General features: G+C 61.8%; 20 protein-coding genes and 2 pseudogenes. 17 read left to right on the top strand and 5 right to left on the bottom strand.

The window, feature by feature from the left end; genetic code table 11:
- The first annotated feature begins 36 nt into the window (after positions 1-36).
- The 17 genes and pseudogenes from A1830_RS14050 to A1830_RS22680 all read left to right on the top strand — a co-directional run bounded on the left by A1830_RS14050 (position 37) and on the right by A1830_RS22680 (position 19,386).
- Complete coding sequence (locus tag A1830_RS14050; RefSeq protein ID WP_067707444.1) at positions 37-648, top strand: TetR/AcrR family transcriptional regulator; 612 nt, start codon at positions 37-39, stop codon at positions 646-648.
- Positions 649-807: 159 nt separating this feature from the next.
- Complete coding sequence (locus A1830_RS14045; RefSeq protein WP_067707210.1) at positions 808-2,799, top strand: sigma-54-dependent Fis family transcriptional regulator; 1,992 nt, start codon at positions 808-810, stop codon at positions 2,797-2,799.
- A 328-nt stretch (positions 2,800-3,127) separates the two neighbouring features.
- Positions 3,128-4,189: an ATP-NAD kinase family protein gene (locus tag A1830_RS14040; RefSeq protein ID WP_067707205.1), complete on the top strand. Its 1,062-nt coding sequence runs from the start codon at positions 3,128-3,130 to the stop codon at positions 4,187-4,189.
- 50 nt (positions 4,190-4,239) lie between these two features.
- Entirely contained in the window at positions 4,240-5,205 is a 966-nt protein-coding gene (locus A1830_RS14035) for a thiamine pyrophosphate-dependent dehydrogenase E1 component subunit alpha (RefSeq protein WP_369815712.1), read from the top strand.
- An 11-nt stretch (positions 5,206-5,216) separates the two neighbouring features.
- Entirely contained in the window at positions 5,217-6,329 is a 1,113-nt protein-coding gene (locus A1830_RS14030) for an alpha-ketoacid dehydrogenase subunit beta (protein WP_067707441.1), read from the top strand.
- Positions 6,329-7,444: an acetoin dehydrogenase dihydrolipoyllysine-residue acetyltransferase subunit gene (locus A1830_RS14025; protein WP_067707198.1), complete on the top strand. Its 1,116-nt coding sequence runs from the start codon at positions 6,329-6,331 to the stop codon at positions 7,442-7,444. Before A1830_RS14030 ends, A1830_RS14025 begins: the two co-directional genes overlap by 1 nt.
- Positions 7,445-7,452: 8 nt before the next feature.
- Complete coding sequence (locus A1830_RS14020; protein ID WP_067707194.1) at positions 7,453-8,223, top strand: lipoyl protein ligase domain-containing protein; 771 nt, start codon at positions 7,453-7,455, stop codon at positions 8,221-8,223.
- 119 nt (positions 8,224-8,342) lie between these two features.
- Entirely contained in the window at positions 8,343-8,876 is a 534-nt protein-coding gene (locus A1830_RS14015) for a GNAT family N-acetyltransferase (protein ID WP_067707191.1), read from the top strand.
- Between the two features lie 42 nt (positions 8,877-8,918).
- A complete protein-coding gene (locus A1830_RS14010) occupies positions 8,919-10,532 on the top strand; it encodes an ABC transporter substrate-binding protein (RefSeq protein ID WP_067707187.1) in 1,614 nt (537 codons plus the stop codon).
- Between the two features lie 15 nt (positions 10,533-10,547).
- Positions 10,548-11,537 carry an ABC transporter permease gene (locus A1830_RS14005; protein ID WP_067707183.1) on the top strand — a complete coding sequence of 330 codons (990 nt, stop codon included), beginning with the start codon at positions 10,548-10,550 and terminating at the stop codon, positions 11,535-11,537.
- Entirely contained in the window at positions 11,537-12,370 is an 834-nt protein-coding gene (locus A1830_RS14000; protein WP_067707437.1) for an ABC transporter permease subunit, read from the top strand. Before A1830_RS14005 ends, A1830_RS14000 begins: the two co-directional genes overlap by 1 nt.
- Positions 12,367-14,074, top strand: a pseudogene (locus tag A1830_RS13995) (dipeptide ABC transporter ATP-binding protein). The gene A1830_RS14000 and the pseudogene A1830_RS13995 overlap by 4 nt, the downstream one beginning before the upstream one ends.
- A 10-nt stretch (positions 14,075-14,084) precedes the next feature.
- On the top strand, positions 14,085-15,419 hold the full coding sequence (locus A1830_RS13990) for an LLM class flavin-dependent oxidoreductase (RefSeq protein WP_067707179.1): 1,335 nt from the start codon (positions 14,085-14,087) through the stop codon (positions 15,417-15,419).
- Positions 15,419-16,606: an SfnB family sulfur acquisition oxidoreductase gene (locus A1830_RS13985; protein ID WP_067707176.1), complete on the top strand. Its 1,188-nt coding sequence runs from the start codon at positions 15,419-15,421 to the stop codon at positions 16,604-16,606. Before A1830_RS13990 ends, A1830_RS13985 begins: the two co-directional genes overlap by 1 nt.
- Before the next feature lie 10 nt (positions 16,607-16,616).
- Positions 16,617-17,825 (top strand): SfnB family sulfur acquisition oxidoreductase, encoded by a 1,209-nt coding sequence (locus A1830_RS13980; RefSeq protein ID WP_067707172.1) that lies wholly within the window; start codon positions 16,617-16,619, stop codon positions 17,823-17,825.
- Entirely contained in the window at positions 17,822-19,189 is a 1,368-nt protein-coding gene (locus tag A1830_RS13975; protein WP_255362082.1) for an LLM class flavin-dependent oxidoreductase, read from the top strand. The genes A1830_RS13980 and A1830_RS13975 overlap by 4 nt, the downstream gene beginning before the upstream one ends.
- Before the next feature lie 26 nt (positions 19,190-19,215).
- A complete protein-coding gene (locus A1830_RS22680) occupies positions 19,216-19,386 on the top strand; it encodes a hypothetical protein (protein WP_156485010.1) in 171 nt (56 codons plus the stop codon).
- Positions 19,387-19,519: 133 nt separating this feature from the next.
- Here A1830_RS22680 and A1830_RS13970 read toward each other — a convergent pair whose 3' ends face one another.
- The 5 genes and pseudogenes from A1830_RS13970 to A1830_RS13950 all read right to left on the bottom strand — a co-directional run bounded on the left by A1830_RS13970 (position 19,520) and on the right by A1830_RS13950 (position 23,475).
- Positions 19,520-20,194, bottom strand: coding sequence for a DUF2931 family protein (locus A1830_RS13970; protein WP_067707168.1), 675 nt, complete (start codon positions 20,192-20,194; stop codon positions 19,520-19,522).
- On the bottom strand, positions 20,191-21,945 hold the full coding sequence (locus A1830_RS13965) for a phospholipase effector Tle1 domain-containing protein (protein WP_369815711.1): 1,755 nt from the start codon (positions 21,943-21,945) through the stop codon (positions 20,191-20,193). The genes A1830_RS13970 and A1830_RS13965 overlap by 4 nt, the downstream gene beginning before the upstream one ends.
- Positions 21,946-22,056: 111 nt before the next feature.
- On the bottom strand, positions 22,057-22,539 hold the full coding sequence (locus A1830_RS13960; protein WP_067707164.1) for a PAAR domain-containing protein: 483 nt from the start codon (positions 22,537-22,539) through the stop codon (positions 22,057-22,059).
- Positions 22,540-22,617: 78 nt separating this feature from the next.
- Positions 22,618-22,896, bottom strand: a pseudogene (locus tag A1830_RS13955) (helix-turn-helix domain-containing protein); the annotation flags it as partial.
- A gap of 51 nt (positions 22,897-22,947) precedes the next feature.
- Positions 22,948-23,475, bottom strand: a complete 528-nt coding sequence (locus tag A1830_RS13950) for a DDE-type integrase/transposase/recombinase (protein WP_231877631.1) — start codon at positions 23,473-23,475, stop codon at positions 22,948-22,950.
- Positions 23,476-23,578 lie beyond the last annotated feature (103 nt).

The following is a 23,578-nucleotide window of genomic DNA, read 5'->3' as shown; positions in this document are numbered from 1 at the left end:
TTCCTTCGGAAACGAGCGTTCTCTATAATGATTCGCATGAATACGAAAACCGCACTGACTCTTCGCCCTGGCCGTCCCCGTGAATTTGACGGGGACGCGGTACTGGATAAAGCCATCATTCGCTTTAGCGAATATGGCTACCATGGCTCGTCCATCTCGGATCTCAATGGCGCGCTGGGGCTGACGTCCGGCAGCATCTATAAGGCCTGGGGCGACAAGCGCGGGCTGTTTCTGGCGGCGCTGGACCGCTATATGCTGCTGCGGGCGGAGGCAATCCGCACCTGCCTGGCGGAGCAAAGCAGCGGCCGTAACAAAATCGAGGCGCTGTTGCAGCACTACTCCCGGGACAGTACCGGGCCGGCGGGCCGGACGGGCTGCATGGTGGTTGAAACCGCCGCGGAGCTGGCCGTGGCCGATGAAGAGATCGCCGGGCGCATTGCGGCCCAGCATCGCAAACGTGAAGCACAGCTCTGCGAACTGGCGGCGGAAGCGCAGCGCGACGGTTCGCTGCACACCGGATTGGAGGCGGCCGTTATCGCTAAGCTGCTGCTCACGCTCCAGCAGGGAATGCGGGTGCTAGGGAAAACGGGCGCGACGCCCGAAGAGATGCAGCCGATGATCGCCGGGCTGATGCAGCTGCTTAGCTAACACGCCACGCTTTGCAGGCGATCACAGAATCCCCTCCTGTCCCTTGTAAAACCCGACTCGCTTATTACTCTGCATAAAGACAGGGGCTGTTTATGCCGCTTTTTCTGTTGCCTGCCGTGAATGTCCGGCATACCCGTAAGCCCCGCAGGAGAGTCCAGCGTGAATCAGAGCCAGCGCGACCATATTGCCACCGTCGTAGACAGCCTCAGCAATACCGCCCTGCGGCGGGGCGGTTTTCAGCAGGATCCTACCATCCGGGAGTCCTGGCAGCGCTGCGTCGAGTCACACGGCCTTGACCCGAGCCGGATGCAGGATGTCCGCATTCTGCCGTGGCATGAGCTGCGCGAGCACCGTGACGATCTCGACGAGTTTCGGCGTATTGCGCATCACGGGCTGAGCGTGCTCTATAAGCAAATCGCCGGGGCCGGGTATGTGGTGTTGCTGAACGATGCCCGGGGCGTCACGGTTGATTACCTTGGCGATTCCGCGGCGGAGGACGGCCTGCGCCGCGCCGGGCTGTACCTCGGGGCGCACTGGTCAGAGGCCTGGGCGGGCACCTGCGCAGTCGGCACCGCGCTGGCAACCGGCAAGGCGCTAACCGTGCATCAGGCCGATCACTTCGACGCCACGCATATTCCTCTGACCTGTAGCGCGGTGCCGCTGTTCGATCCGCAGGGGCAGCTCAACGCCATCCTGGATATCTCCGCGCTTAGCTCGCCGCAGCCAAAAGCGAGCCAGCAGCTGGCGTTGCAGATCGCCAAACTCTACGCTCATCAGATAGAGAACGCCTGGTTCGGGCATCGACACCGCTCAGACTGGGTGTTACAACTCAGCCCGGCCTCACCCTTTGTCGAGGTCAGCCCGGATTTCCTGATCGCCTTTGACGCCAGCGGTCGGGTGGCCGGTCATAATCATCGCGCCCAGCGCATGTTGGAAAAAGAGCTGGGGATCGCGGCGCCATCGCCTCACGCCCGCAGTACGCTACTGGGCATGCCGATTGAGCAGCTGTTTAATACCACCCTTGACTGCCTCCCGGACTGGCTGGCCAGCGCCAGGGGTCAGCAGGGCACGCTGGAGAGGATTAACAGCGGTGAACGGCTCTATGTCATGGCACAGCAGCCTGCGCGACGACCTGCACGACAGGTGATTACCGCGCCAGCACGGCTGCCTGCCCCGCTGGCAGCGCTGAGCGGGGGCGATATGTTGCTGGAGCAGCAGCTACAGCGCGCGGCTCGGCTGCTCGCGGCGCCGCTGAATCTGGTGGTGCACGGCGAAACCGGCTGCGGTAAAGAGGTGTTTGCCCGGGCGTATCACCAGGCCAGCGACCGCCGCGACAGGCCGTTTATTGCGGTCAACTGCGCGGCCATCCCGGCGGCGCTGATCGAAAGCGAGCTTTTCGGCCACCTGCCCGGCAGCTTTACCGGGGCGGGCAGTAAGGCGCGGCGCGGGCTGATCCGCGAGGCCGACGGCGGTACCCTGTTTCTCGATGAGATTGGCGATATGCCGCTGGAGATGCAAACGCGGCTGCTGCGGGTGCTGGCCGAACGGGAAGTGCTGTCCGTGGGTGCCTCACAGCCGGTGGCGGTGGATATCCGGGTATTATCCGCTTCGCATCACGCGCTGGAGAAGCGGGTCGAAGAGGGGCGCTTTCGTGCCGATCTCTACTATCGCCTGCAGGGCGCGCTTATCTCCCTTCCGCCGCTGCGCCAGCGCAGCGATCTTGACTGGCTGATCGACAAAATGCTCGGCGGGAAGGTGCAGCTCAGTGCGGCGGCCCGGGAATGTCTGCGTCAGCACCGCTGGCCCGGCAACCTGCGTGAACTGAGCAACGCGCTTGATTACGCCACGGCGATCTGCGATGGCGAACGTATTGAAGTCCATGATCTGCCGGAAAGCCTCCTCAATCGCGGAGCGAATGCCCCGTCGATAGCGAGTCATGAGATGGCCTTACGGCATCCGCCTTATCCACTACCGCCCGATATCGCTCCCGCCCCGCTGCCTGAGAAACAGCTGCTGATGCAGTATCTGCGCGCCGCGCGCTGGAACCTCAGCGCCGTTGCCCGCCAGATGGGCATCAGCCGGATGACGCTCTATCGTCGTATGCAGCGTTTTGGCATCCGCTCTCCCAATCGTAACGACGCTCTGCATTAATCCCTGGATTAACACCCGTTCAGCACATTGTAACCGCAGGCTGTATCAGTCCCGCGGTAACACCCGTTCAGCACATTGTCATCGCAGGCTGTATCAGTCCCGCGGTTAACACCCGTTCAGCACATTGTCATCGCAGGCTGTATCAGTCCCTGGGGTGACACCTGTCCCGCTGTGACAGCCTGTACCCGGTGACACCTGTAACACTTCTCGCTGGCCCCCTGGTGATGCCCGGTCGATAACCTTCTGATAAACATATATTTAACATGTAATTTACAGTATTGGCACATCCTTTGCGTTGTCTCTGACAGATAACCCCGGAGGAAAGCCGATGACCGCGCCAGATACAGCCCCTTCCGCCCCCTGGGTCGGCATCATTGCCAACCCGGTATCCGCCCGCGATATTCGCCGCGTTACCGGTCATGCAGGCTCGCTGCCGCTGGCCGAGCGGGTCAATCTGCTGCTGCGTATGATGGTCGCGCTGGCAGGCTGCGGCATCCGGGAAGTGCGCATGATGCCGGATCGCGAAGGGCTGCGCGCGCTGCTGCTGCGTGAGCAGGCGCAGCGGCCTGACCGGCGGCTGCCGCAGCTTAGCTGGCTGCCGATGGCGGTCAGCGCCACGGTGCACGACAGCTTCCAGGCCGCCGCAATGATGTGCGAAACAGGCGCGGCGGCGATTGTGGTGCTGGGGGGCGACGGCACGCTGCGGGCCGTGGCGCGACACTGCGGCAGCGTGCCGATTGTCGGGCTTTCTACCGGCACCAACAACGCCTGGCCGGAGCTGCGCGAGCCGACGGTGCTGGGCCTGGCGCTTGGGCTGTACGCCAGCGGACGCATTCCTGCCGCGCAGGCGCTGGTGTGGAATAAGTGGCTGGATATCACCCTGAGCGATGGCCAGGGTGCCACACAGCGCGATATTGCCCTGGTGGACGCCGCCATCACTGACGAACGGTTTATTGGCGCGCGATCGGTGTGGGGCAGCGGCGGCCTGTCACAGCTGTTCCTTAGCTTTGCCGAACCGCACACGGTGGGGCTGTCGGCTATCGGTGGCCTGTTACAGCCGGTTGGGCGACGGGAAGCGGGCGGCCTGCAGATCACCTTTGGGCCCGGCGGCGGAGAGCTGCTGGCACCCGTTGCGCCCGGCATCGTCGATCGCGTGGCGATCCGCAGCTGGCAGCGCCTGAATGTGGCGCAGCCTCAGCGCCCCCTGCTCCGTGAGGGCACCCTCGCCGTGGACGGCGAGCGCGAGCTGACCTTCGGCCCGCAGCACCACCTTACGATCGCCCTGCGCGAACGGGCATTTCGCTCCCTTGATATCAACGCCTGCCTGCATTTCGCCGCCGCGGCCGGATTACTGCGTGCAGGGTTTGGCCCTGCACCCTCTTTACCCTGACCGATCTGGAGACAACGATGAACAACAGAGACGCGAGCAATACCAGCAGCCTGCTCAGTGGTGACCAGCTCCTGAGCGTTTACCGTCGGATGCGCACCATCCGTGATTTTGAGGAGCGCCTGCACGTGGACTTTTCCCGTGGCGATATCCCCGGCTTTGTTCATCTGTATGCCGGAGAGGAGGCCACGGCGGTAGGCATTATCTCGCACCTGAACGACGGCGATCGTATCGCCAGTACTCACCGGGGCCACGGGCACTGCATCGCCAAAGGGGTGGATGTTGTCGCGATGATGAAAGAGATCTACGGCAAAAGCGGCGGGGCCTGCAAGGGCAAGGGCGGCTCCATGCATATTGCCGATCTGAGCAAAGGCATGATGGGGGCAAACGGCATTCTCGGGGCGGGTGCACCGCTGATCTGCGGCGCGGCGCTGGCGGCTAAATTTCGCGGCCGGGGGGAGGTGGGGATCACCTTCGCTGGCGATGGTGCCGCCAACCAGGGCACCTTTCTGGAGAGTCTCAATCTGGCGGCGGTGTGGAACCTGCCGGTCATTTTTGTCATTGAAAATAACGGCTACGCCGAGGCCACTTCGCGCAGCTACGGCACGGCGGTGGACAGCTACATTGACCGCGCGGCCGGTTTCGGCCTGCCCGGCGTCACCGTGGACGGCACCGACTTCTTTGCGGTGTATGAAACGGCGGGCGAACTGATCCGCCGGGCGCGGGAAGGCGGCGGCCCCGCGCTGCTGGAGTGCAAAATGGTGCGCTTCTACGGCCATTTCGAGGGCGACGCTCAGACCTACCGTGCGGCGGATGAGCTGGCGTCTGTCCGCGAAAATCAGGACTGCCTGACGCTGTTTCGTTCGCAGGTGGAACGGCGCGGCGTTCTCAGCGCGGCGGCGCTTAACGACGTCGATCGGGAGGTCGCGGCGCTGATCGAGCAGGCGGTCGCCGCGGCAAAAGCCGCGCCGGAACCGGCCGCAGCCGAACTGCTATCCGATGTTTATGTCAGCTACTGAGGGGAACGATGATGGCGAGAAAATTAAGCATGAAAATGGCGATCAACGAAGCGATCGATCAGGAGATGACCCGCGACCCCAGCGTCATCATGCTGGGCGAGGACATTGTGGGCGGTATGGGCGCGGAGGGGGAAAAAGATGCCTGGGGAGGGGTACTCGGCGTCACCAAAGGGCTGTATGCCAAACACGGCGNGGACATTGTGGGCGGTATGGGCGCGGAGGGGGAAAAAGATGCCTGGGGAGGGGTACTCGGCGTCACCAAAGGGCTGTATGCCAAACACGGCGACCGCCTGCTCGACACGCCGCTGTCGGAGTCGGCCTACGTGGGCGCAGCGATTGGCGCAGCGGCCTGTGGCATGCGACCGATTGCTGAACTGATGTTTATCGACTTTATGGGGGTCTGCTTCGATCAGATTTTCAACCAGGCGGCAAAGTTTCGCTATATGTTCGGGGGCAAGGCGGAAACGCCGGTGGTGATCCGGGCGATGGTCGGTGCAGGCTTTCGCGCCGCCGCGCAGCATTCACAGATGCTCACCCCGATATTTACGCATATTCCCGGTCTGAAAGTGGTCTGCCCGAGCACGCCGTACGACACCAAAGGCATGCTGATTCAGGCGATCCGCGACAACGATCCGGTGATCTTCTGCGAGCATAAAAACCTCTATGGTCTGGAGGGGGAGGTGCCGGAAAGCCCTTACGCCATCCCCTTTGGCGAGGCCAGCATCGTACGCGATGGCCGCGATGTTTCCATTGTCACCTACGGCCTGATGGTGCACCGCGCGCTGGATGCCGCACAGCAGCTGGCAAAACAGGGCATTGACGTGGAGGTGGTCGATCTGCGTTCACTTTCGCCGCTCGATCTCGACACGGTACTGGAAACCGTGGAGAACACCGGACGCCTGGTGGTGGTCGATGAGGCGCATCCGCGCTGCAACATCGCCACCGACATTGCCGCGCAGGTCGCGCAGCATGCGTTTGCGGCCTTAAAAGCCCCGATCGAAATGGTCTGCGCGCCGCACACCCCGGTGCCGTTCTCGCCGACGCTGGAGGACCAGTATATTCCCAGCGCCGCCCGCATTATTGAGGCGGTAAAACGTACCATCAGCTACAGGGGGAAACAGTGATGAGCGAAGCCAGGATCATTCCGGTAGTGATGCCCAAATGGGGGCTGTCAATGCGTGAAGGTACGGTCAATGAATGGCTGGTAGCAGAGGGAGCGACTATCGTGCCGGGCATGCCGGTGCTGAATGTGGAAACCGATAAAATCGCCAACGCGGTGGAGGCGACAGACGGCGGCGTGCTGCGGCGCAGGGTGGCGGAAGAGGGGGATGTGCTGCCGGTGAAAGCGCTGCTCGGCGTCCTGGCCGCCGACAGCGTTAGCGAGCAGGAAATTGACCAGTTTATTCAGGCCTGGGTGTTGCCGGTGGGGGAGGAGGATGAGGACGAGGCGGTTTCCGCCGACCAGTTTGTTGAGGTCAACGGCCTGCGGATACGCTACCAGCGCAAGGGAGAGGGCGAGGAGGTGGTGCTGTTTATCCACGGCTTTGGCGGCGATCTGGATAACTGGCTGTTTAATCTGGATGCCTTTCCCGCCTCGACGGTTATCGCGCTGGATCTGCCCGCGCACGGCCAGTCGCAAACCCGGCTGGCGGGCAGTGGACTGGACGAGCTGGCAGATTTTATTGCGGCGTTTATGGATGCGCTGGCGCTGCCCGCCGCGCATCTGGTGGGGCATTCGCTGGGCGGGGCCATTGCTGCCCGGCTGGCGCTGGATGCGCCCCAGCGCGTGCGTACGCTGTCGCTGATCGGCAGCGCCGGGTTTGGGCCGCAGATTAATCAGGCTTACACTCAGGGCTTTATTGATGCGGAGTCGCGGCGTGAGCTGAAACCGGTGATTGAACTGCTTTTCGCCGATCGCAGCCTGGTGAGTCGCCAGATGCTGGATGATTTGCTTAAATATAAGCGGCTGGACGGCGTGACGGAGAGCCTGAACGCGCTTCATCAGGGCCTGTTTGCCGCGGGTCAGCAGTCTGCTCTGCCCGGGCGCGAGCTGGATGGCCGCTCGCCACCGCTGCTGGTTATCTGGGGGGAGGAGGATGCAATTATCCCTGCCGGTGACGCGCAGCATGCGCCTTCCGGCAGTCAGGTCGAGATCCTCAGCGCCGCAGGGCATATGCCACAGATGGAAAAATCTCAGCAGGTTAACCGGCTGCTCCAGCAGCATATCGGGGCCGGATAAGGAACGGAATGGAAAATGATGTCATGGCCGCCGCTCAGGGCGGCCAGTTTTCGCTGCGGCCCCCGCAGTTAGGGTTTTATGCCGATCCGACGCTGGCGGAAGCCGGGCTGTTTCAACCCGCCGCTGCGGGCCAGCCGGTGGCACAGGTCTGGCAGGGGCCACAGTCGCTGGTGGTGCCCGCCAGCTACAAACGCTATGCCTCGCTGGCCCCGGTACGTGAGCAATTTGCGGCGGCGGGCTGCCCGGTATTTATGCGCAAATCGGGCGGCGGGCTGGTGCCCCAGGGACCGGGGATCCTCAACCTCAGCCTGGCCTGGTCCACGGATCGCACCCTGGGCGAAGCGGCAGAGGGCGTTTATCACCAACTGTGCGGCGTGCTCAGTGGGGCGCTGGCCGATTCAGGCGTGGCAACCCATTTTCAGGCCGTAGAAGGCTCCTTCTGCGACGGACGCTTTAACCTTGCCTGTGGCGAGGGTGAGCAGGCGCGAAAAATCGCCGGTACCGCCCAGTACTGGCAGGCGATCCCTGGCCAGCCGGTCGGAGAGCCGCGCCGCCACGTGGTGCTGGCGCATGCGGTACTGCTGGTCGACTGCGATCTGGATGCTGTGCATCGCCTCGCCAATCAGTTTGAGGCGGCGATCGGCAGCGGACGCCTGTATCAGGCAGCGAAAACGGTCAGCGTTGCGCAAATGCTGACCCGGCGAAATGACCGTCTGGTCGATAATATCGCCAGGGCATTATTGCGCGCCGTCGCAGCCAGCGGGGTAGATGCCGCCTGACCGGTCCCGGTCAGGCGTTTATTCCCATATTCAACAAAACGATTGTCATTATTGTCGGTTTACATTCATTTCGCCGAATTCTAATAATTTAGCGGTGATGAATTAAGGAAGCGGCAGCTATGAGTCAATCTGTTCAGGTGGCAAAACCCGACGACGCGGAAGAAATATTCGCTTTATTACAACGCGCCTATGCATCACTCCTGCGTGAGAATATCCATTTCACCATTACGCAGGGGACGGTGGCCGAGGTACGCGCCACCATCGAGCAGGAGACGGTGCTGGTATTGCGCAAATGGCAGCGCGCGGTCGCCACCGTAACCGTGCGCCTGCCCTGGGCGCAGGACGCCAGCGCGCCTGCGGCACTGCCGTTTATTCACTGGTTTGCCGTCGACCCGGATTATAAAGGTCAGGGCTATGGCCGAAAAATAATTGACTGGGCCGAACGCCGTTTATTGCAGGAGACGCTAAAAGCTCCGGGCGTCTATTTAGCCACGGCCATTAAGCATCCCTGGCTTAGCGAACTTTATTTACGTCGTGGCTACCAGCCTTTCTGTTATCGCACCAATAAATTAGGCGAGGAACTGGTTTTTCTGAAAAAAGAGTTTATCGCCATTGCGCCCCCAGAGGTCGCTGAAATTATACAGCCTGCCTGATTCAGGGCCTTAAAAATAACACCTGCAACGACCGGGAATAATATGAAAGTGAATTCGCTCGCCCTTGCGCTGAGTTTTACCTGCCTGCTGGGCAGTGTCTCTGCCCTTGCCGCCGCACAGCCTCACCGTGGCGGCAGCCTGACCTGGGGCGTCGAGACCGAGCCCGTTCCGTTTAACCCGCAGCTTAACGGCCAGTCGAAGGCGGAAGTGGTGCTGCGCAACGTCTGGGAATCGCTGCTGGCGCGCCGCCCGGACGGCAGCTACGTTCCCTGGCTGGCACAGGGCTATCAGGCCTCGCCGGACGGCAAAAGCTTCACCTTCACCCTGCGCCCCGACGTCACCTTTTCCAACGGCGAGAAGCTGACCGCCGGCGCGGTAGCTGAAAATTTCCGCCATTTGCAGGATGCACAATACTGTGCCGGCAGCAGCCTGTGCGCGATGGGTGTGCGCATTGCCCGCATCGACACGCCGGATGACCACAGCGTGACCATTACGCTGAAACAGGGCTTTGCCCCGTTCCTCGCCTTCGCCGCGAAATTACCGATCCTGGCCCCCGCCAGCTGGCATTCATCGCAGCTCAGGTCGGGAGGTACGGAGATTGCCGGCACCGGGCCATTTATCCTCGAAAGCTATGAGAAAGGCCAGCAGGCAACCTTCGTGCGCAACCCGAACTATCACTGGGCACCGGCCACTGCACAGCATCAGGGACCAGCCTATCTCGACAGCGTGACCTATCGCTTTCTGCCGGAGTCTTCGGTGCGCACCGGCGCGCTGCTTTCGGGACAGGTCGACGTGATAGAAGGGATATCCGGCAACGATGCCGGGGAATTTAAGGACAACGCCGACTTTACCTATCAGCATGCGCTTAACACCGGAACCCCTTACTCGCTGTTCCTGAACGTCGACTACGGCCCGACCCGCGAGCTGAAAGTGCGCCAGGCGCTGCTACAGGGACTGGATATCGATCCGATCCTGAAATCGGTCTATCGCGGCGAGCGCACCCGCGCCTGGGGCATCACCTCACCCGTTGATCCGCTCTATAACAAGGATCTGGAGGGCAAATATGGCAACCAGCCCGCGCTCGCTAACTCCCTGCTGGATGAGGCAGGCTGGACCACGCGCGACAGCCAGGGGTTTCGCAGCAAAAACGGTCAGCGGCTGAGCATCGAGGTGATCCAGGCCCAGGCGACGGTGCGCGATCAGCGCGACGTGCTGCTCCAGGCGCTTCAGGCTCAGGCGCGGCAGCGTCTTGGCGTGGAGCTTAAGCTGCGCTACGTCGACGCAGGCACCTACGTTGAGGTACGCAACAGCGGAAAATTTGGCTCGATAGCCAACTCGAACACCGATACCGACGGCATTGATATTGAAAATCACTATCGCCCGGTCAATGCGGGCGGGGCAATCAACTACAGCCGCGTCAACAGCCCGGAGATTAATGGCTGGCTGGACCGCGCGGCGGCGACGCTCGATGCGGCGCAGCAGCGGCAGAACTACAGCGATCTTCAGCAATACGCACTCATTAAGCAGGCGCTGGCGGTGCCGCTCTATGAGCCGGAAGATCAGATTGCGGCGGCCAGCTATGTCCACGGCGTCGGTTTCCGCAGCTTTAAGCAGATGCCGGAAAATAGCTACGACATCTGGCTGAGCGAACACTAACCGGGAGAGGCGAGCATGAGTCTTGAGAGCATCTTAACCCATCCGCCGCGCGCGCCGCGTCCCGCGCTGTGGCGCAGCCTGCTGGTGCGTCGTATCGCCGGGCGTCTCTCCGGCGGCGTGCTGGTGCTGTGGGCGGCGGTGACGCTGGCGTTTCTTGGCATCCATCTGGCACCGGGCGATACGGTCAGCCTGCTGATTGGTGAACAGGCGCGCACGCCGGCCATTGAGGCGGCTATCCGCAGTGAATGGGGGCTGAATGAGCCGCTGGCGTGGCAGTATCTGCACTATCTGTGGCGCGCGGTGCACGGCGATTTTGGCCGCTCTTACGTCCTGAATACCGAAGTAAGCCAGCTGCTGACCACTCAGCTGTGGCCGACGCTGAAGCTGGCCGCGGCGGCGCTGCTGGTCAGCATCCTCTTCGCCGTGGTAATGGCAGTCGCGACGGCAAACCGCCGCTGGGGTCGCCGCGTGGCAGGCGGGCTGGAGCTGTTGCTGGCTTCCACGCCGTCGTTCTGGCTGGGCATCGTGCTGCTGTTTATCTTCAGCTTTAGCCTGCGCTGGTTCCCGGTGGCGGGCGACCGGCATCTCTCTTCGCTGGTGCTGCCCGCGCTGTCGCTTGGGCTGGCCCAGGGCGCGGTGCTGGCACAGGTGCTGCGGCGCGAGCTGGAAAGCGCGCTGGCGGCACCCTTTACCCTGACGCTGCGCGCGTGGGGCGTGGGCGAAACCACGATTCGCCTGCGTCACGCTCTGCGCCACGCCGCACTGCCGGTCGTCACCCTGACCGGCTGGCTGGTGGGCGGTCTGCTGAGCGGGGCGGTGATCACCGAGCAGGTGTTTGGCCGTCCGGGTCTGGGCAAGCTGACGGTGGATGCGGTGCTGGCGAAGGATCTGCCGGTGGTGCTGGCGGTAGCGATCCTTTCGGCGCTGATCTACGTGGTGATGAGCACGCTGGTGGATATTCTGGCGCTGTGGCTCGACCCACGCCTGAGGGAGGAGAGCCGATGATGAAAGCTCTCTCCGCACGTTTCTCCCCGACGCTGCCCGCCTCCGTCTGGAGCGCCAGCCTGTTTCTGCTGCTGGTCGCGCTGGCCGTGGTGGCGCCTGAGTGGCTGACGCACGGCGATCCGCTACTGGCCGATCCGGTTAACGCCCAGCTACCCCCTTCGGCGCAGCACTGGCTGGGGACCGATCAGCTGGGGCGCGACCTGCTGACGCGGATTATCTATGGCAGCCGCTACTCGCTGCTGATAAGCGTGGCGGCGATGGCGCTGGCGGTGATCTTCGGCACGCTGCTGGGTCTGAGCGCGGCGCTGGCGCGCGGCGTGGTCGATGAGCTGCTGAGCCGCGCGGTAGACGTTATCTCGGCGTTTCCCGACCTGCTGCTGGCGCTGATGCTGATCGCCTTTACCGGTCCCGGCACCGCTAACCTGATTATTGCGCTGGGCGTGGCGTCGGTGCCGCGCTTTGCCCGCGTGGTGCGGGTGCAGACGCGCAGCGTGATGACCTCCGGCTACGTTGAACAGGCCCGCACCTTTGGCCTGTCGCGCTTCCGGCTAACGGTGCGGCATATTCTGCCCCACGCGATGGCGCAGGTTCCGGCGCTGGCGACGCTCGGGCTGGGCACCGTGATTATCGGCACCGCCGGGCTGAGCTTTCTCGGCATGGGGCCGCAGCCGCCTACCGCCGAATGGGGGCTGATGCTGGCGGAAGGGCGTAACTACCTGCGCAACGCCTGGTGGATCGCCGCCTGGCCGGGGGTGTTTATCACCCTGACGGTAGTGGCGGTGAGCACGCTGGGCCGCTACTGGCAGACGCGCTTTGCCGGGAGGTCGCAATGAGTCAGCCGGTAATTGATATTCGCAACCTATCCATCCGCTTTGGCCCTCAGCAGGTGGTAAAAAACCTCAGTCTACAGGTGTGGCCGGGCGAATCCGTGGCGCTGGTTGGCGAGTCCGGCTCCGGCAAAACCCTTACGGCGCGCAGCCTGCTGGGGCTGCTGCCGGAGGGGGCCACCTTCAGTGCCGATCGCTTTGTTATCGACGGGTGCGACATGTTGCAGGCCAGCCGTCGCGACTGGCAGGCGCTGCGCGGGCGTCGCATCGGCTATGTGCTACAGGATGCGCTGGTCTCGCTCGATCCGCTGCGGCGCATTGGGCAGCAGCTGGCCGATGCGCTAACCGCCTCCGGCTACCGGCCGGGCGCCCCGCTGCGGGAGAAAAGCGTGGCGCTGCTCCAGGCGGCGGGCATTGACGATGCCGAAAGCCGCCTCGATCGCTACCCCCATCAGCTTTCCGGCGGCCAGCGCCAGCGCGCGCTGATTGCCACCGCCCTGGCGGGCAGTCCGGCGCTGCTGATCGCCGATGAGCCGACCACGGCGCTGGATATGACGGTACAGCGGCAAATCCTCCAGCTGCTGGCGCAGCGACGGCGCGACGGCCAGGCGCTGCTGCTGATCAGTCACGATCTGGCGGTGGTCTCGGCGCTGGCGGATCGCGTGCTGGTGATGCGCGATGGCGAAGTAGTGGAGCAGGGCCACTGCGGGCCGCTGCTCAGCCAGCCGCAGCATGCCTGGACGCAGCGGCTGCTGCGTGCGGTGCCGACACCCGCCACGCGCGGTCTGCGCCTCAGTTCAGCCGAACCGGTGCCTCTGCCGACGCGACCCCAGCCTGGCGGGGCGCCGCTGCTGGAGGCGATCGGGCTGCATAAGGCTTACGGTGAGCGGCAGGTGCTGAATAACATCAACTTTACCCTGCACGCCGGGGAAACTCTCGGCGTGGTGGGGGAGTCCGGCTCCGGCAAAACCTCGCTGGTCAAACTGGTNGCTGAATAACATCAACTTTACCCTGCACGCCGGGGAAACTCTCGGCGTGGTGGGGGAGTCCGGCTCCGGCAAAACCTCGCTGGTCAAACTGGTGATGGGCATCAGCGAGCCGGACAGCGGTACGCTGCTGCTGGAGGGGAGCCGCTGGGATCGCCTCCCGGAGAAAGCACGCCGCGAACGACGGGCGCGTTTACAGCTGATCGCCCAGGACCCGTACAGCTCTTTTGATCCGCGCTACACGGTGGAAAAAATCATTGGTGAAAGCCTGGACTGCGTCGGTATTTACGGCGACGCACGTCGCCAGCGGGTACGCCAGCTGCTGGACGAGGTGCAGCTCGGCGACCGCTTCCTTAACCGCTACCCGCAGCAACTCTCAGGCGGTCAGCGCCAGCGCGTCGCTATCGCCCGCGCCTTTGCACCCAATCCGGCGCTGCTGGTGGCCGATGAGCCGGTCAGCGCACTCGACGTCTCGGTGCAGGCGCAGGTGCTCGATCTGCTGGCCGATATGCAGGCCGCGCACGGCACTGCGCTGCTGTTTATCTCGCACGATCTTGGCGTGATCCAGCATCTCGCCGACCGCGTACTGGTAATGCAAAACGGTCAGGTGGTGGAGAGCGGCGAACTGCGCCAGGTCTTTACCGCACCGCAGCACCCGTGGACGCAAAAACTGTTACAGGCGCTGCCAGTCCTTCCCGGTCTGCGCCCCACAATCGCACAGTAAGGAGTACAGAATGAGTCAGACACAACGCCAGCTGCGGCTGGGCGCGATTATCCAGGGCGTTTCCGGCAATATGTCAGCATGGCGCCACCCGGATGCGGTCGCGGATGCCAGCATCAACGTGGACTATGTCATCGAACTGGCGCGCAGGGCGGAACAGGCGAAAATCGACTTTCTTTTTGTCGCCGATGGCCTGTACATCACGCCGCAGTCGATTCCGCACTTTCTGAACCGCTTTGAACCTGTCACGCTGCTCTCTGCGCTGGCGCTGGTCACCCGGAACATCGGCCTGGTGGGGACGCTTTCAACCTCTTACAGCGAGCCGTTTACCGTGGCGCGACAGTTCGCCAGCCTGGACCACCTGAGCGGCGGTCGGGGAGGCTGGAACGTGGTGACCTCGCCGCTGGAGGGCTCCGCGAAAAACTTCTCGCGCGCCGCGCACCCGGAACATGATGAGCGCTACCGCGTCGCCAGTGAATATCTGCGCGTGGTAACCGGGCTGTGGGACTCCTGGGAGAAAGACGCGTTCGTGCGCGACAAGGCCAGCGGTGAATTCTTCGCTGCCGATAAGCTGCATACCCTCAACCATAAAGGGCAGTACTTCTCGGTGCAGGGACCGCTTAACGTGGGGCGTTCGCCGCAGGGCAGGCCGGTTATCTTCCAGGCGGGCGCATCGGAAGCGGGTAAAGCCTTCGCCGCCGAAGCGGCCGATGCCATCTACACCCGGCATAACAGTCTGGAGCAGGCGAGAGCATTTCGCGAAGACGTTCGCCGCCGCCTGGAAGCGCGCGGACGCAATGCCGACGATATTCGCGTTTTCCAGGGCATCAGCGTGATTATCGGCAATACCCCAGAAGAGGCTGAACGCCGCTATCAGCAGACCGCCGAACTGGTCACCATCGACAAGGCGCTGGAGTACCTTGGCCGCTACTTTGAACACCATGATTTCAGCCAGTACGTGCTGGATGATCCCTTCCCGCAGATTGGCGAGCTGGGGGAAAACAGCTTCCGCAGCACCACTGACAATATCAAGCGCTACGCCCGCGAGCGGGGCCTGACGCTGCGTCAGGTGGCGCTGGAGGAGGCAACGCCGCGGCCCAGCTTTATCGGCACTGCCGCAGAGGTGGCGGACGGCCTGGCGCAGTGGTTCCTCGACGGGGCCGCCGACGGCTTTATCGTGCGCGGCGGCACGCCAACTGCCTTTGAAGACTTTGTGGATCAGGTGATCCCGCTGCTTCAGGCGCGCGGCCTCTACCGTCAGGAGTACGAAGGGAAGACCCTGCGTGAAAACCTCGGGCTGGCTGAGCCGGAGAATCAGTTTGCCCAGCGCCGCCAGCAGGTCGCGTAATGTGTCGCGCAGCTAAGGTGATTTTCAGTGAGCAGCAGGCCCTGGCCGCCGCGCGTGCAGTGGCCGCACTGGCGGTAAGCGATGCGGCAACCCGCGATCGCGATCGTCTCTACCCGCTTGAGGCGCTGTCGCTGTTCAGCCGCTCCGGTCTGGGGAGCATATCAATACCCACGGCCTGCGGCGGTGGCGGCCTGCCCTGGCGTACGGTGGCAGAGGTGTTTCGCCTGATCTCGGCGGCCGACCCGTCGCTGGGGCAGATCCCGCAGAACCACTTCGGCATTATTCAGTTTGTGCGGGATGAGGGTACCCCGGCACAGCAGCGCGCGCTGTTCAGCGCGGTGGTCGCGGGCCAGCGGCTGGGAAACGGTGGCCCGGAGAAAAACAGTCGGCACACCCGCGACGTGCAGGCCCGCCTGCGCCAGCGCGAGGGCGGTCTGTGGCTGACGGGGGAGAAGTTCTACTCCACCGGGGCGCTGTTTGCACACATTGTGGTGACCACCGCCATCACCGATGAGGGTCAGGCGGTCATGGCATTTATTCCGCGCCCGGCCGACGGGCTGGAGGTGATTGATGACTGGTCGGGAATGGGCCAGCGCACCACCGCCAGCGGCACCGTGCGGCTGGAGAATGTTGCGGTTGCGCCGGACCGGGTGATCCCCCTGCCATCGGCAGATAAGCCCACGCTGCGCGGACCGGTGTCGCAGCTGATTCAGGCGGCCATTGACGCGGGCATTGCGCGCGGGGCCTTTGATGAAGCCTGCGAGTTTACCCGTCGCCACGCCCGTCCGTGGATAGATGCGGGCGTGGATCGCCAGGCTGATGACCCCCATTTGCAGGCCGACGTCGGGCGCGTTTATATCGAGCTGCTGGCGGCAGAGGCCCTGCTGCGTAAAGCCGCCCGGGTGCTGGATGAGATTGACCCGGCGGCGCTGAGCGCTGAGCAGGCCGCGCGCGCATCCATTGCGGTGGCTGAGGCCAAGGTTCTTACCACCCAGGTGGCGCTTAAAGCCAGCGAAAAGCTGCTGGAGTGGGGCGGCAGCCGGGCAACGCTGGCCGAACACGGGCTTGACCGGCACTGGCGTAATGCCCGAACCCACACGCTTCACGACCCGGTGCGCTGGAAATATCATGCGATCGGCAACTATTACCTCAACGGCATCTTCCCGGCGCGCCATGCCTGGATTTAAGGAGGCCAGCATGACCCTGAGCCAGGTTTCCGCCAAAAGAGCGGCCACGATTATTCACTCCCCCCAGCAGGCCCTAAGCGTCGCCCGCGAGCTGGCGCAGACGTTCCGCGCCGAAGCGGCCCGGCGCGACCGCCTGCGCGAACTGCCGTTTGAGCCGCTGGCCTCGCTATTCGCCTCCGGCCTGGGAGCGATAACCGTACCGGCCGCCTTTGGCGGGGCAGACGTTTCCACGCCGGTGCTGGCAGAGGTTATCAGCCTGCTCAGCGAGGCGGATGCGGCGATAGGGCAGATCCCGCAGAACCACTTCTATGCGCTACACGTGCTGCGGGTCAACGGCAACGAGGCGCAGCAGCGGCGTTTCTTTCAGGAGGTGCTGGAAGGGGTGCATCTGGGTAACGCGCTGGCTGAATTCGGCTCCTCCGCCGCGCATCATCGCACCACCTCGCTGCTGCCCGACGGCGAGGGCCTGGTGCTGACGGGCCAGAAATTTTACGCCACCGGCGCGCTGTACGCTGACCGCATTCCCACCGCCGCGCGTGATGCTGAGGGCCGCGAGCAGCTGGTGTTCGTGCCGCGCCATCAGGCAGGCGTCAGCGTGATTGACGACTGGACCGGCTTCGGCCAGCGCACCACCGGCAGCGGCACGGTTATCTTTAACGCGGTGAAGGTGGCGGCGGACGATATCGTGCCGTTTCAAAGCGCCTTTGAGCGCCCGACCACCCTCGGTCCTTTTGCGCAAATAATGCACGCTGCCATTGACCAGGGGATCGCGCGTGCGGCCTTCAGCGACATGCTGGCGTTTATCAACCAGCGCGCACGGCCCTGGCCTGATTCAGGCGTGGAGCGGGCGAATGAGGATCCGCTGATCCTCGATCGGGTGGGGCAGATAGCGGCGCGGCTGGCGGCGGGCGACGCCCTGCTGAGCGAGGCAGGCGAAGCCATAGATGCCGCCGGGCATCACCCTGATGCGGAGGGGGTCGCTGCCGCCTCGGTACAGGTAGCCTGCGCCCGCGCGTGGACCACCGAACTGGCGCTGGAGGCGTCCAGCCTGTTGTTTGAGCTGTCCGGCACCCGCTCGGCGCTGCGGGAGCATAATCTGGATCGCCACTGGCGCAACGCCCGCACCCATACCCTGCATGATCCGGTTCGCTGGAAATATCCGGTTATCGGTAACTACGTGTTGAACGGCGTTCTGCCACCGAGAAGGGGAACGCTGTGAAACCTGCAAAGACGATCCTGCTTAACGCTTTCAATATGAACTGCGTCGGCCATATTCATCACGGTATGTGGACCCATCCCGACGATCGCTCAATCGAGTTTAACCGCCTGGGTTACTGGCTGGATCTGGCGCGAACGCTGGAGCGCGGGTTGTTTGATGGCCTGTTTATCGCCGATATCCTTGGCGTGTATGACGTCTATCAGCAGGGGATTGGCCTCACGGCCAGCGAAGCCATCCAGCTGCCGGTCAACGATCCACTGATGCTGGTCTCGGCGATGGCCAGCGTGACGGAGCATCTGGGCTTTGGTCTGACCGCTAACCTCAGCTATGAGGCGCCTTATCCCTTTGCCCGCCGCTTCTCCACGCTCGATCATCTCACCGGGGGCCGGGTGGGGTGGAACGTTGTTACCGGCTATCTGGACAGCGCCGCCCGGGCGATGGGTCAGACGGAACTCTCCGGCCATGATCGCCGTTACGATCGGGCCGATGAATTTCTCGACGTCAGCTATCAGCTATGGGAAGGGAGCTGGGAAGAGGATGCGGTGCTGGCCGACCGCCAGCGGCGTATCTACGCCGACGCCAGCAAAATTCACCCCATCCGCCACCAGGGCGAATTCTATCAGCTGGAAGGGGTGCATCTCTCTTCACCTTCCCCCCAGCGCACGCCGCTGCTGTTCCAGGCGGGCAGCTCCGCGCGGGGCATCCGCTTTGCCGCACGCCATGCGGAATGCACCTTTGTGAATGGCAGTACGCCGCAGGCCATGCGGGCGCAGGTGGACAAGCTGCGCCAGGCCGCGCGTGAAGCCGGGCGCGCACCGGAGGATCTGAAAATATTGATGGGCGTGTCGGTGATTGTCGCGGCAACCGAAAAAGAGGCCAGAGAAAAGCATCAGGCCTATCTGCGCTACGCCAGCCCGGAGGCGGGGATTGCTCACTTCTCCAGCTCCACCGGTATTGACCTGTCGCAGTTCGGCCTCGATGAGCCGATCCATACCGGCAGCACCCGGGCGATAGAGTCCGTAACGCAGGCCTACAGCGGCTGGACCCGCCGCCAGCTTCTGGAGCAGCATGCCCTCGGCGGACGCTACGCGCTGATCGTCGGTTCCCCGTCGCAGGTGGCGGAGGCGCTGATCGCCTGGGTGGACGAAGCCGGTATAGATGGCTTTAACCTCACCCGGATCCTGAACCCGCAAAGCTACATCGACTTTATCGACTGGGTGGTGCCGGAGCTACAGCAGCGCGGACGTTATAAAACCGCCTATCAGCCGGGCACGCTCCGGAAAAAACTGTTTAACCATGACCGGCTCCCGTCGCGGCATCCGGCAGCCCGCTGGCGCGTTCAGGGCGCCGATGCGGCACCCTAACAACGCTGAAACCTTAAGGAACTCGCATGCATTTGACGCACCCTTTTAAACATCTGCTGCTGGCCGGGGCGCTGGCGCTTTCCGCTGCCGCTACGGCGGCAGACTACACAGGACCGCTGAAGGTGGGCACCACCTCCGCGTTCGCGCCACCGCTGGAAACGGGGTTTGAGGGCCAATGGAACGAAAGCGTACGCTAAGAAGCTAATCCATTGTTAATATTGATTTTAATAGCTAGAACTTAGCGAAATGAAAATTCACGCTATTGGCTCCTGATGATGCAATTATAAAAAAGGATCCACATGGGATCCTTTTTTTACCGCTGCCAATACCCTACCAACTGCCGTACGGATAATTTTTTCCTTTGATAAAATCCTTTATGTCCTGATCATAACCATCCGGAATGCTGTAGTTAAAGTCAATGCGCGAAGGCACGTCTTTGCAGGCATCCAGTTTATCCCCGGACAGCGTGGTAATTTTTACTGGTTCAACCGGCAGGTTGTCGCCTCCCGCGCTGTTCTGGAGCCAGATGCGCACTTTACCCTCTGGCGCCAGTCCAAATAGTAATGTTTTATACCAGGCCGTATGACCTCTTCTGTCCCTGCCGGTCGGAACCGACATTTTTTCCCGAAGGGCCGATGAGAAGGTGATGCGCGTCTCGTAAGTCTTTTTATCGATGACAGAATCCCAACAAAACAGCATCTGTGCCGGTGGATGCCGGACCTTGTTGAACTGGATCCCTCCGTCATACGTTCTGCTGTTCCAGGTACCTACTACATCGGGATCACTCTGCGTACTGTCCAGCGTCCGGAAGGTGGAGACCACCTTTTCGTTGTCTATAATCAGCGCTTTCGTCACTACCGCCGGTAATGCCTGGGGGGTAAAAAATGCAAAACCGACCTCCCCGTAGGGCATTTCACCGGTGTCTTCCGGCGTCTGCGCTTCGCCTGCACGACAGCCGCTGATCATGACCAGCATCAGCAGGGGAAAAAGGGCTTTCAGCTTCATACCTTTTTCCCGTCCATGCTGTAGACCGAGCGTTTCCACTGTTCATCCGGCCGGTTGATAAAGCCAATCAGCTCTGAGGGCGATGCGCCCCCGTGAATGAAGCCGTCCGTATTGACCACGATGGCATTCCAGTTGGCCGAACAGTGAATATACTTCTCTGCAATCACGTCCAGCTCATCCTGACTGAATGCCTGCGGCGTCGGACCGCTGCGGACTGCTTTACCCATCGCCAGCGCTTTATCCCAGAGAGGTGCCAGATCATCCGGAATGGCGAGTTCTTTGTCTTTACTCAGTATAGGGTCAAACACCACCCCGGCTTCCTGCGCAGCCTCAAGCATCACCCTCAGCGCCACGCGGGACCAGTCGTTTCCGACGGTCCGTCCCCGCAGGGTCAGCGCCGCATAGCTGCGCTTCTGCATCTGGCCGTACCGATCCGGGGGGAGCCTGTCGTCGTACCAGGTTTCTGCCGATATTTCATTTGTCCGCAGCAGCGGGGCCAGGCAGGGCGATTTATCCAGCGTCTGCAACTGCGCCACGGCCTGGCGGTAGGCCTGCGTCTTTTCTCCCGGCTGACTGTAAGGCACCGTCTCCGTAGCCGGACGGGTCAGAAACAGGTCCTCTTTCGTAACGGGCAGATACCCGCCGCCGATATCGGAATGGACGCCGGGCAGCGCCAGTTCCGGCCATGCCGGTTTCACGCTGTTCAGCGCAAAGTTAAAGCGACATTCGTTCGCGGCGGTGATATGAAACACCTTTTCCGCCACGCCGGGGCGCAGGGTGAGCTTCACGTCACCGGTATCCGCGCTGTGCGGATTCAGACCGTTAACCGGCGTACCGATGGCGGCAACGGTGTCGAAAATGCCGATAAAACGGGTCCTTCCGGCAGGAGAACCATTGAAGGTCTTACCTGTCATTGCCTGCCGGATGGCGCTGATAATGGCCGGGTCTTCAGACTGGATGCGATTGGCAAAATGCCGGGCGGCGGCTGCGCCCCGACTGAAGCCGAAAATATCGAACTGCAGTGACCTGATGATGAACGTGTAGTCAGTCTGTTTATTACTGACCGCGTCCAGCGCAGCCTGAATGCTGTCAGCAAGCATAGATACCGCTTTATCCGTTTTGGCAACGACACCGGTATCAGAGATACCAAACCCCTGGCCTAGCTTGCTATCAGGTTTTCCCGCGTCAGTGCCAATACCGTCAATATAAATAGCTCGCTGAACATCGGGGCTGTCTTCATTAAAGCGACGGCTGTAGAGCGTACTCAGCCAGTGTATATTGGTGTAGTACCCGGTATAGCTGGTTGCACCGCTGCCCGACACACCAAAATTTTCACGGGCGCATTTTGCCAGAATGGACTCGGCTTCCGGGTCGTCCAGGTTGTAATGACCTGCGGTACAGGCCTTCAGCATGTTCTGCGTATTAACGGCATTGTGGCCGGTACCGTCGAAGAACACGCCTATCGTCAGCGTGATCTCCCGTTTCTTTTTCTTCGCCGCCTGCGCATGTTGTTCCGGCTCCGGAGCGACTACCGGGGCCATCCTGGCTTTTGCCTCTGAAAGCTGTGGGATCGTACCCGGGGCAATCAGAAAATTGGTCCCCTGCGGACACCCGCAACGGATCTCCGCGCCGTCCACCGCAACAGCGGCACTGTTTGAGCACCGGTGATCGCCGTCCACAATGACCCCCACTTCCCCACACTTCGGGCAGGGGGTAGTCTTGTCACCGATATAGAGCTTCAGCAGCCCCATAACCGACATGCCGGGACGGGCCGCGATACATTGTGCTCCCGAAGAGGTTTTATCTCCGTGTAATCCGACATTCTTGCCGTGAATGCTACACCCTCTCATGATGGACATAATTCAGCCCTCTGCCGGTAAAAAATCAGCATCCATCGGCAAACCTTTCAGCTCATTCAGCGTACATCCCGCCTGCGGGGTGCTGATAATCACATCACCGTTGCTCAGCCTGCTGCCAACCAGCGCGATACTCTGCCCACTTTTCTGAAGTTTCGACCCGCTGCCGGTAACAATACGGGCAGTGGTTCCGTCAGGGTAAACCACCTCATCCCCGACCAGCGCAATATTGACCTTCTGCCCGCCATCAGGCTCGATTTCAGCGCCATTCCACGCAGCCCGAACCACCCCGCCGCGCTGGGTTAGCGCCCCGTCAACCGCGATCCGGTAAATCGCCACCACCGGATGTTCACGCATGAAAGCCTCCTGCTCTTCGACAGTCTGACGGGCACCTTCAGACATCCCGGCCTTTTTCTCCGCCGAAAAGGGCGGACGCGCCAGTGAGGCGGCTAATTCCGGGGTCAGTTCGTTGGTATATTGCTGTTCCATATCAAATCCCTCTTTTTCCTGTGGGTTAAGTGTCTATAGTAACCAGATGGGTCACTTAACCAAAATTTAATGCCGCCATCAGCCTGGCTGAGCTGTCTTCTCATCATCAAGTATTTTGTAAACCGTGGAACGGGCAATACCGAGCAGGCGGGCGATATCCGTTGCGCCAGTCCCTTTACTGTGGAGTGCAAGCACGCTGTTCCTGTCGATGGTACGCCTGCGGCCAAACCGGATGTCTTTCAGTTTCGCTTCCTGTCTGCCTTCATTGGTGCGTTCCAGTATCCTACGCCGTTCAGCCTGCGCGACGGCAGACAGGATGGTAACTACCATCTGACCCACGTCGCCGTCAGTACATAGGCACTGTTGCAAAGTTCACGATGAGGTGGCCTTTTGTATTATTGAAAGACCTTACATTTCTAAGACCCGGCTCACCAGACGCATCTCGCCCAGGGGAGCACCATAATAAAATGTTGAGGCCTGACCTTTACGCAGTGCACGCATAACCTCAATACCTTTGATTGTGGCGTAAGCCGTCTTCATGGATTTAAATCCCAGCATGGCGCTGATTATTCTTTTCAGCTTCCCGCGATCGCATTCAATGACGTTATTCCGGTACTTAATCTGTCGGTGTTCAACGTCAGGCGGACACCGGCCTTCACGTTTAAGCAGAGCGAGGGCCCGGCCATAGGTAGGCGGCTTTGCTGTTACGCCGTGGTGAAAGATAAAAATCGATGGTGCGCCCCTGCTGTCGACGGCCCGGTAAATATAAGCCCAGCGGCCATTGACTTTTACGTACGTTTCATCAATGTGCCACGGGTTGAGATCGGAAGGGTTACGCCAGTACCAGCGCAGTCGTTTTTCCATTTCAGGCGCATAACGCTGAACCCAGCGGTAAATAGTGGAGTGATCGACATTCACACCACGCTCAGCCAGCATCTCCTGCAGCTCAGGGTAGCTGATGCCTTATTTGCAGTACCAGCGTACCGCCCACAGAATGATGTCACGCTGAAAATGCCGGCCTTTGAATGGGTTCATGCGC

The organism is Erwinia sp. ErVv1 (assembly GCF_900068895.1).
Classification (GTDB): Bacteria; Pseudomonadota; Gammaproteobacteria; order Enterobacterales; family Enterobacteriaceae; genus Erwinia.
The sequence above is the reverse complement of the archived record's forward strand: the minus strand, read 5'-3'. Positions and strand labels throughout refer to the sequence as shown.

Bases quoted from the DNA above. Each gene is read 5' to 3' on its own strand.
- A1830_RS14050 (WP_067707444.1), top strand. From the start codon at position 37: ATGAATACGAAAACCGCACTGACTCTTCGCCCTGGCCGTCCCCGTGAA.
- A1830_RS14040 (WP_067707205.1), top strand. From the start codon at position 3,128: ATGACCGCGCCAGATACAGCCCCTTCCGCCCCCTGGGTCGGCATCATT.
- A1830_RS14025 (WP_067707198.1), top strand. From the start codon at position 6,329: ATGAGCGAAGCCAGGATCATTCCGGTAGTGATGCCCAAATGGGGGCTG.
- A1830_RS14020 (WP_067707194.1), top strand. From the start codon at position 7,453: ATGGAAAATGATGTCATGGCCGCCGCTCAGGGCGGCCAGTTTTCGCTG.
- A1830_RS14015 (WP_067707191.1), top strand. From the start codon at position 8,343: ATGAGTCAATCTGTTCAGGTGGCAAAACCCGACGACGCGGAAGAAATA.
- A1830_RS14010 (WP_067707187.1), top strand. From the start codon at position 8,919: ATGAAAGTGAATTCGCTCGCCCTTGCGCTGAGTTTTACCTGCCTGCTG.
- A1830_RS14005 (WP_067707183.1), top strand. From the start codon at position 10,548: ATGAGTCTTGAGAGCATCTTAACCCATCCGCCGCGCGCGCCGCGTCCC.
- A1830_RS14000 (WP_067707437.1), top strand. From the start codon at position 11,537: ATGAAAGCTCTCTCCGCACGTTTCTCCCCGACGCTGCCCGCCTCCGTC.
- A1830_RS13990 (WP_067707179.1), top strand. From the start codon at position 14,085: ATGAGTCAGACACAACGCCAGCTGCGGCTGGGCGCGATTATCCAGGGC.
- A1830_RS13985 (WP_067707176.1), top strand. From the start codon at position 15,419: ATGTGTCGCGCAGCTAAGGTGATTTTCAGTGAGCAGCAGGCCCTGGCC.
- A1830_RS13980 (WP_067707172.1), top strand. From the start codon at position 16,617: ATGACCCTGAGCCAGGTTTCCGCCAAAAGAGCGGCCACGATTATTCAC.
- A1830_RS22680 (WP_156485010.1), top strand. From the start codon at position 19,216: ATGCATTTGACGCACCCTTTTAAACATCTGCTGCTGGCCGGGGCGCTG.
- A1830_RS13970 (WP_067707168.1), bottom strand. From the start codon at position 20,194: ATGAAGCTGAAAGCCCTTTTTCCCCTGCTGATGCTGGTCATGATCAGC.
- A1830_RS13965 (WP_369815711.1), bottom strand. From the start codon at position 21,945: ATGGGGCTGCTGAAGCTCTATATCGGTGACAAGACTACCCCCTGCCCG.
- A1830_RS13960 (WP_067707164.1), bottom strand. From the start codon at position 22,539: ATGGAACAGCAATATACCAACGAACTGACCCCGGAATTAGCCGCCTCA.
- A1830_RS13950 (WP_231877631.1), bottom strand. From the start codon at position 23,475: ATGCTGGCTGAGCGTGGTGTGAATGTCGATCACTCCACTATTTACCGC.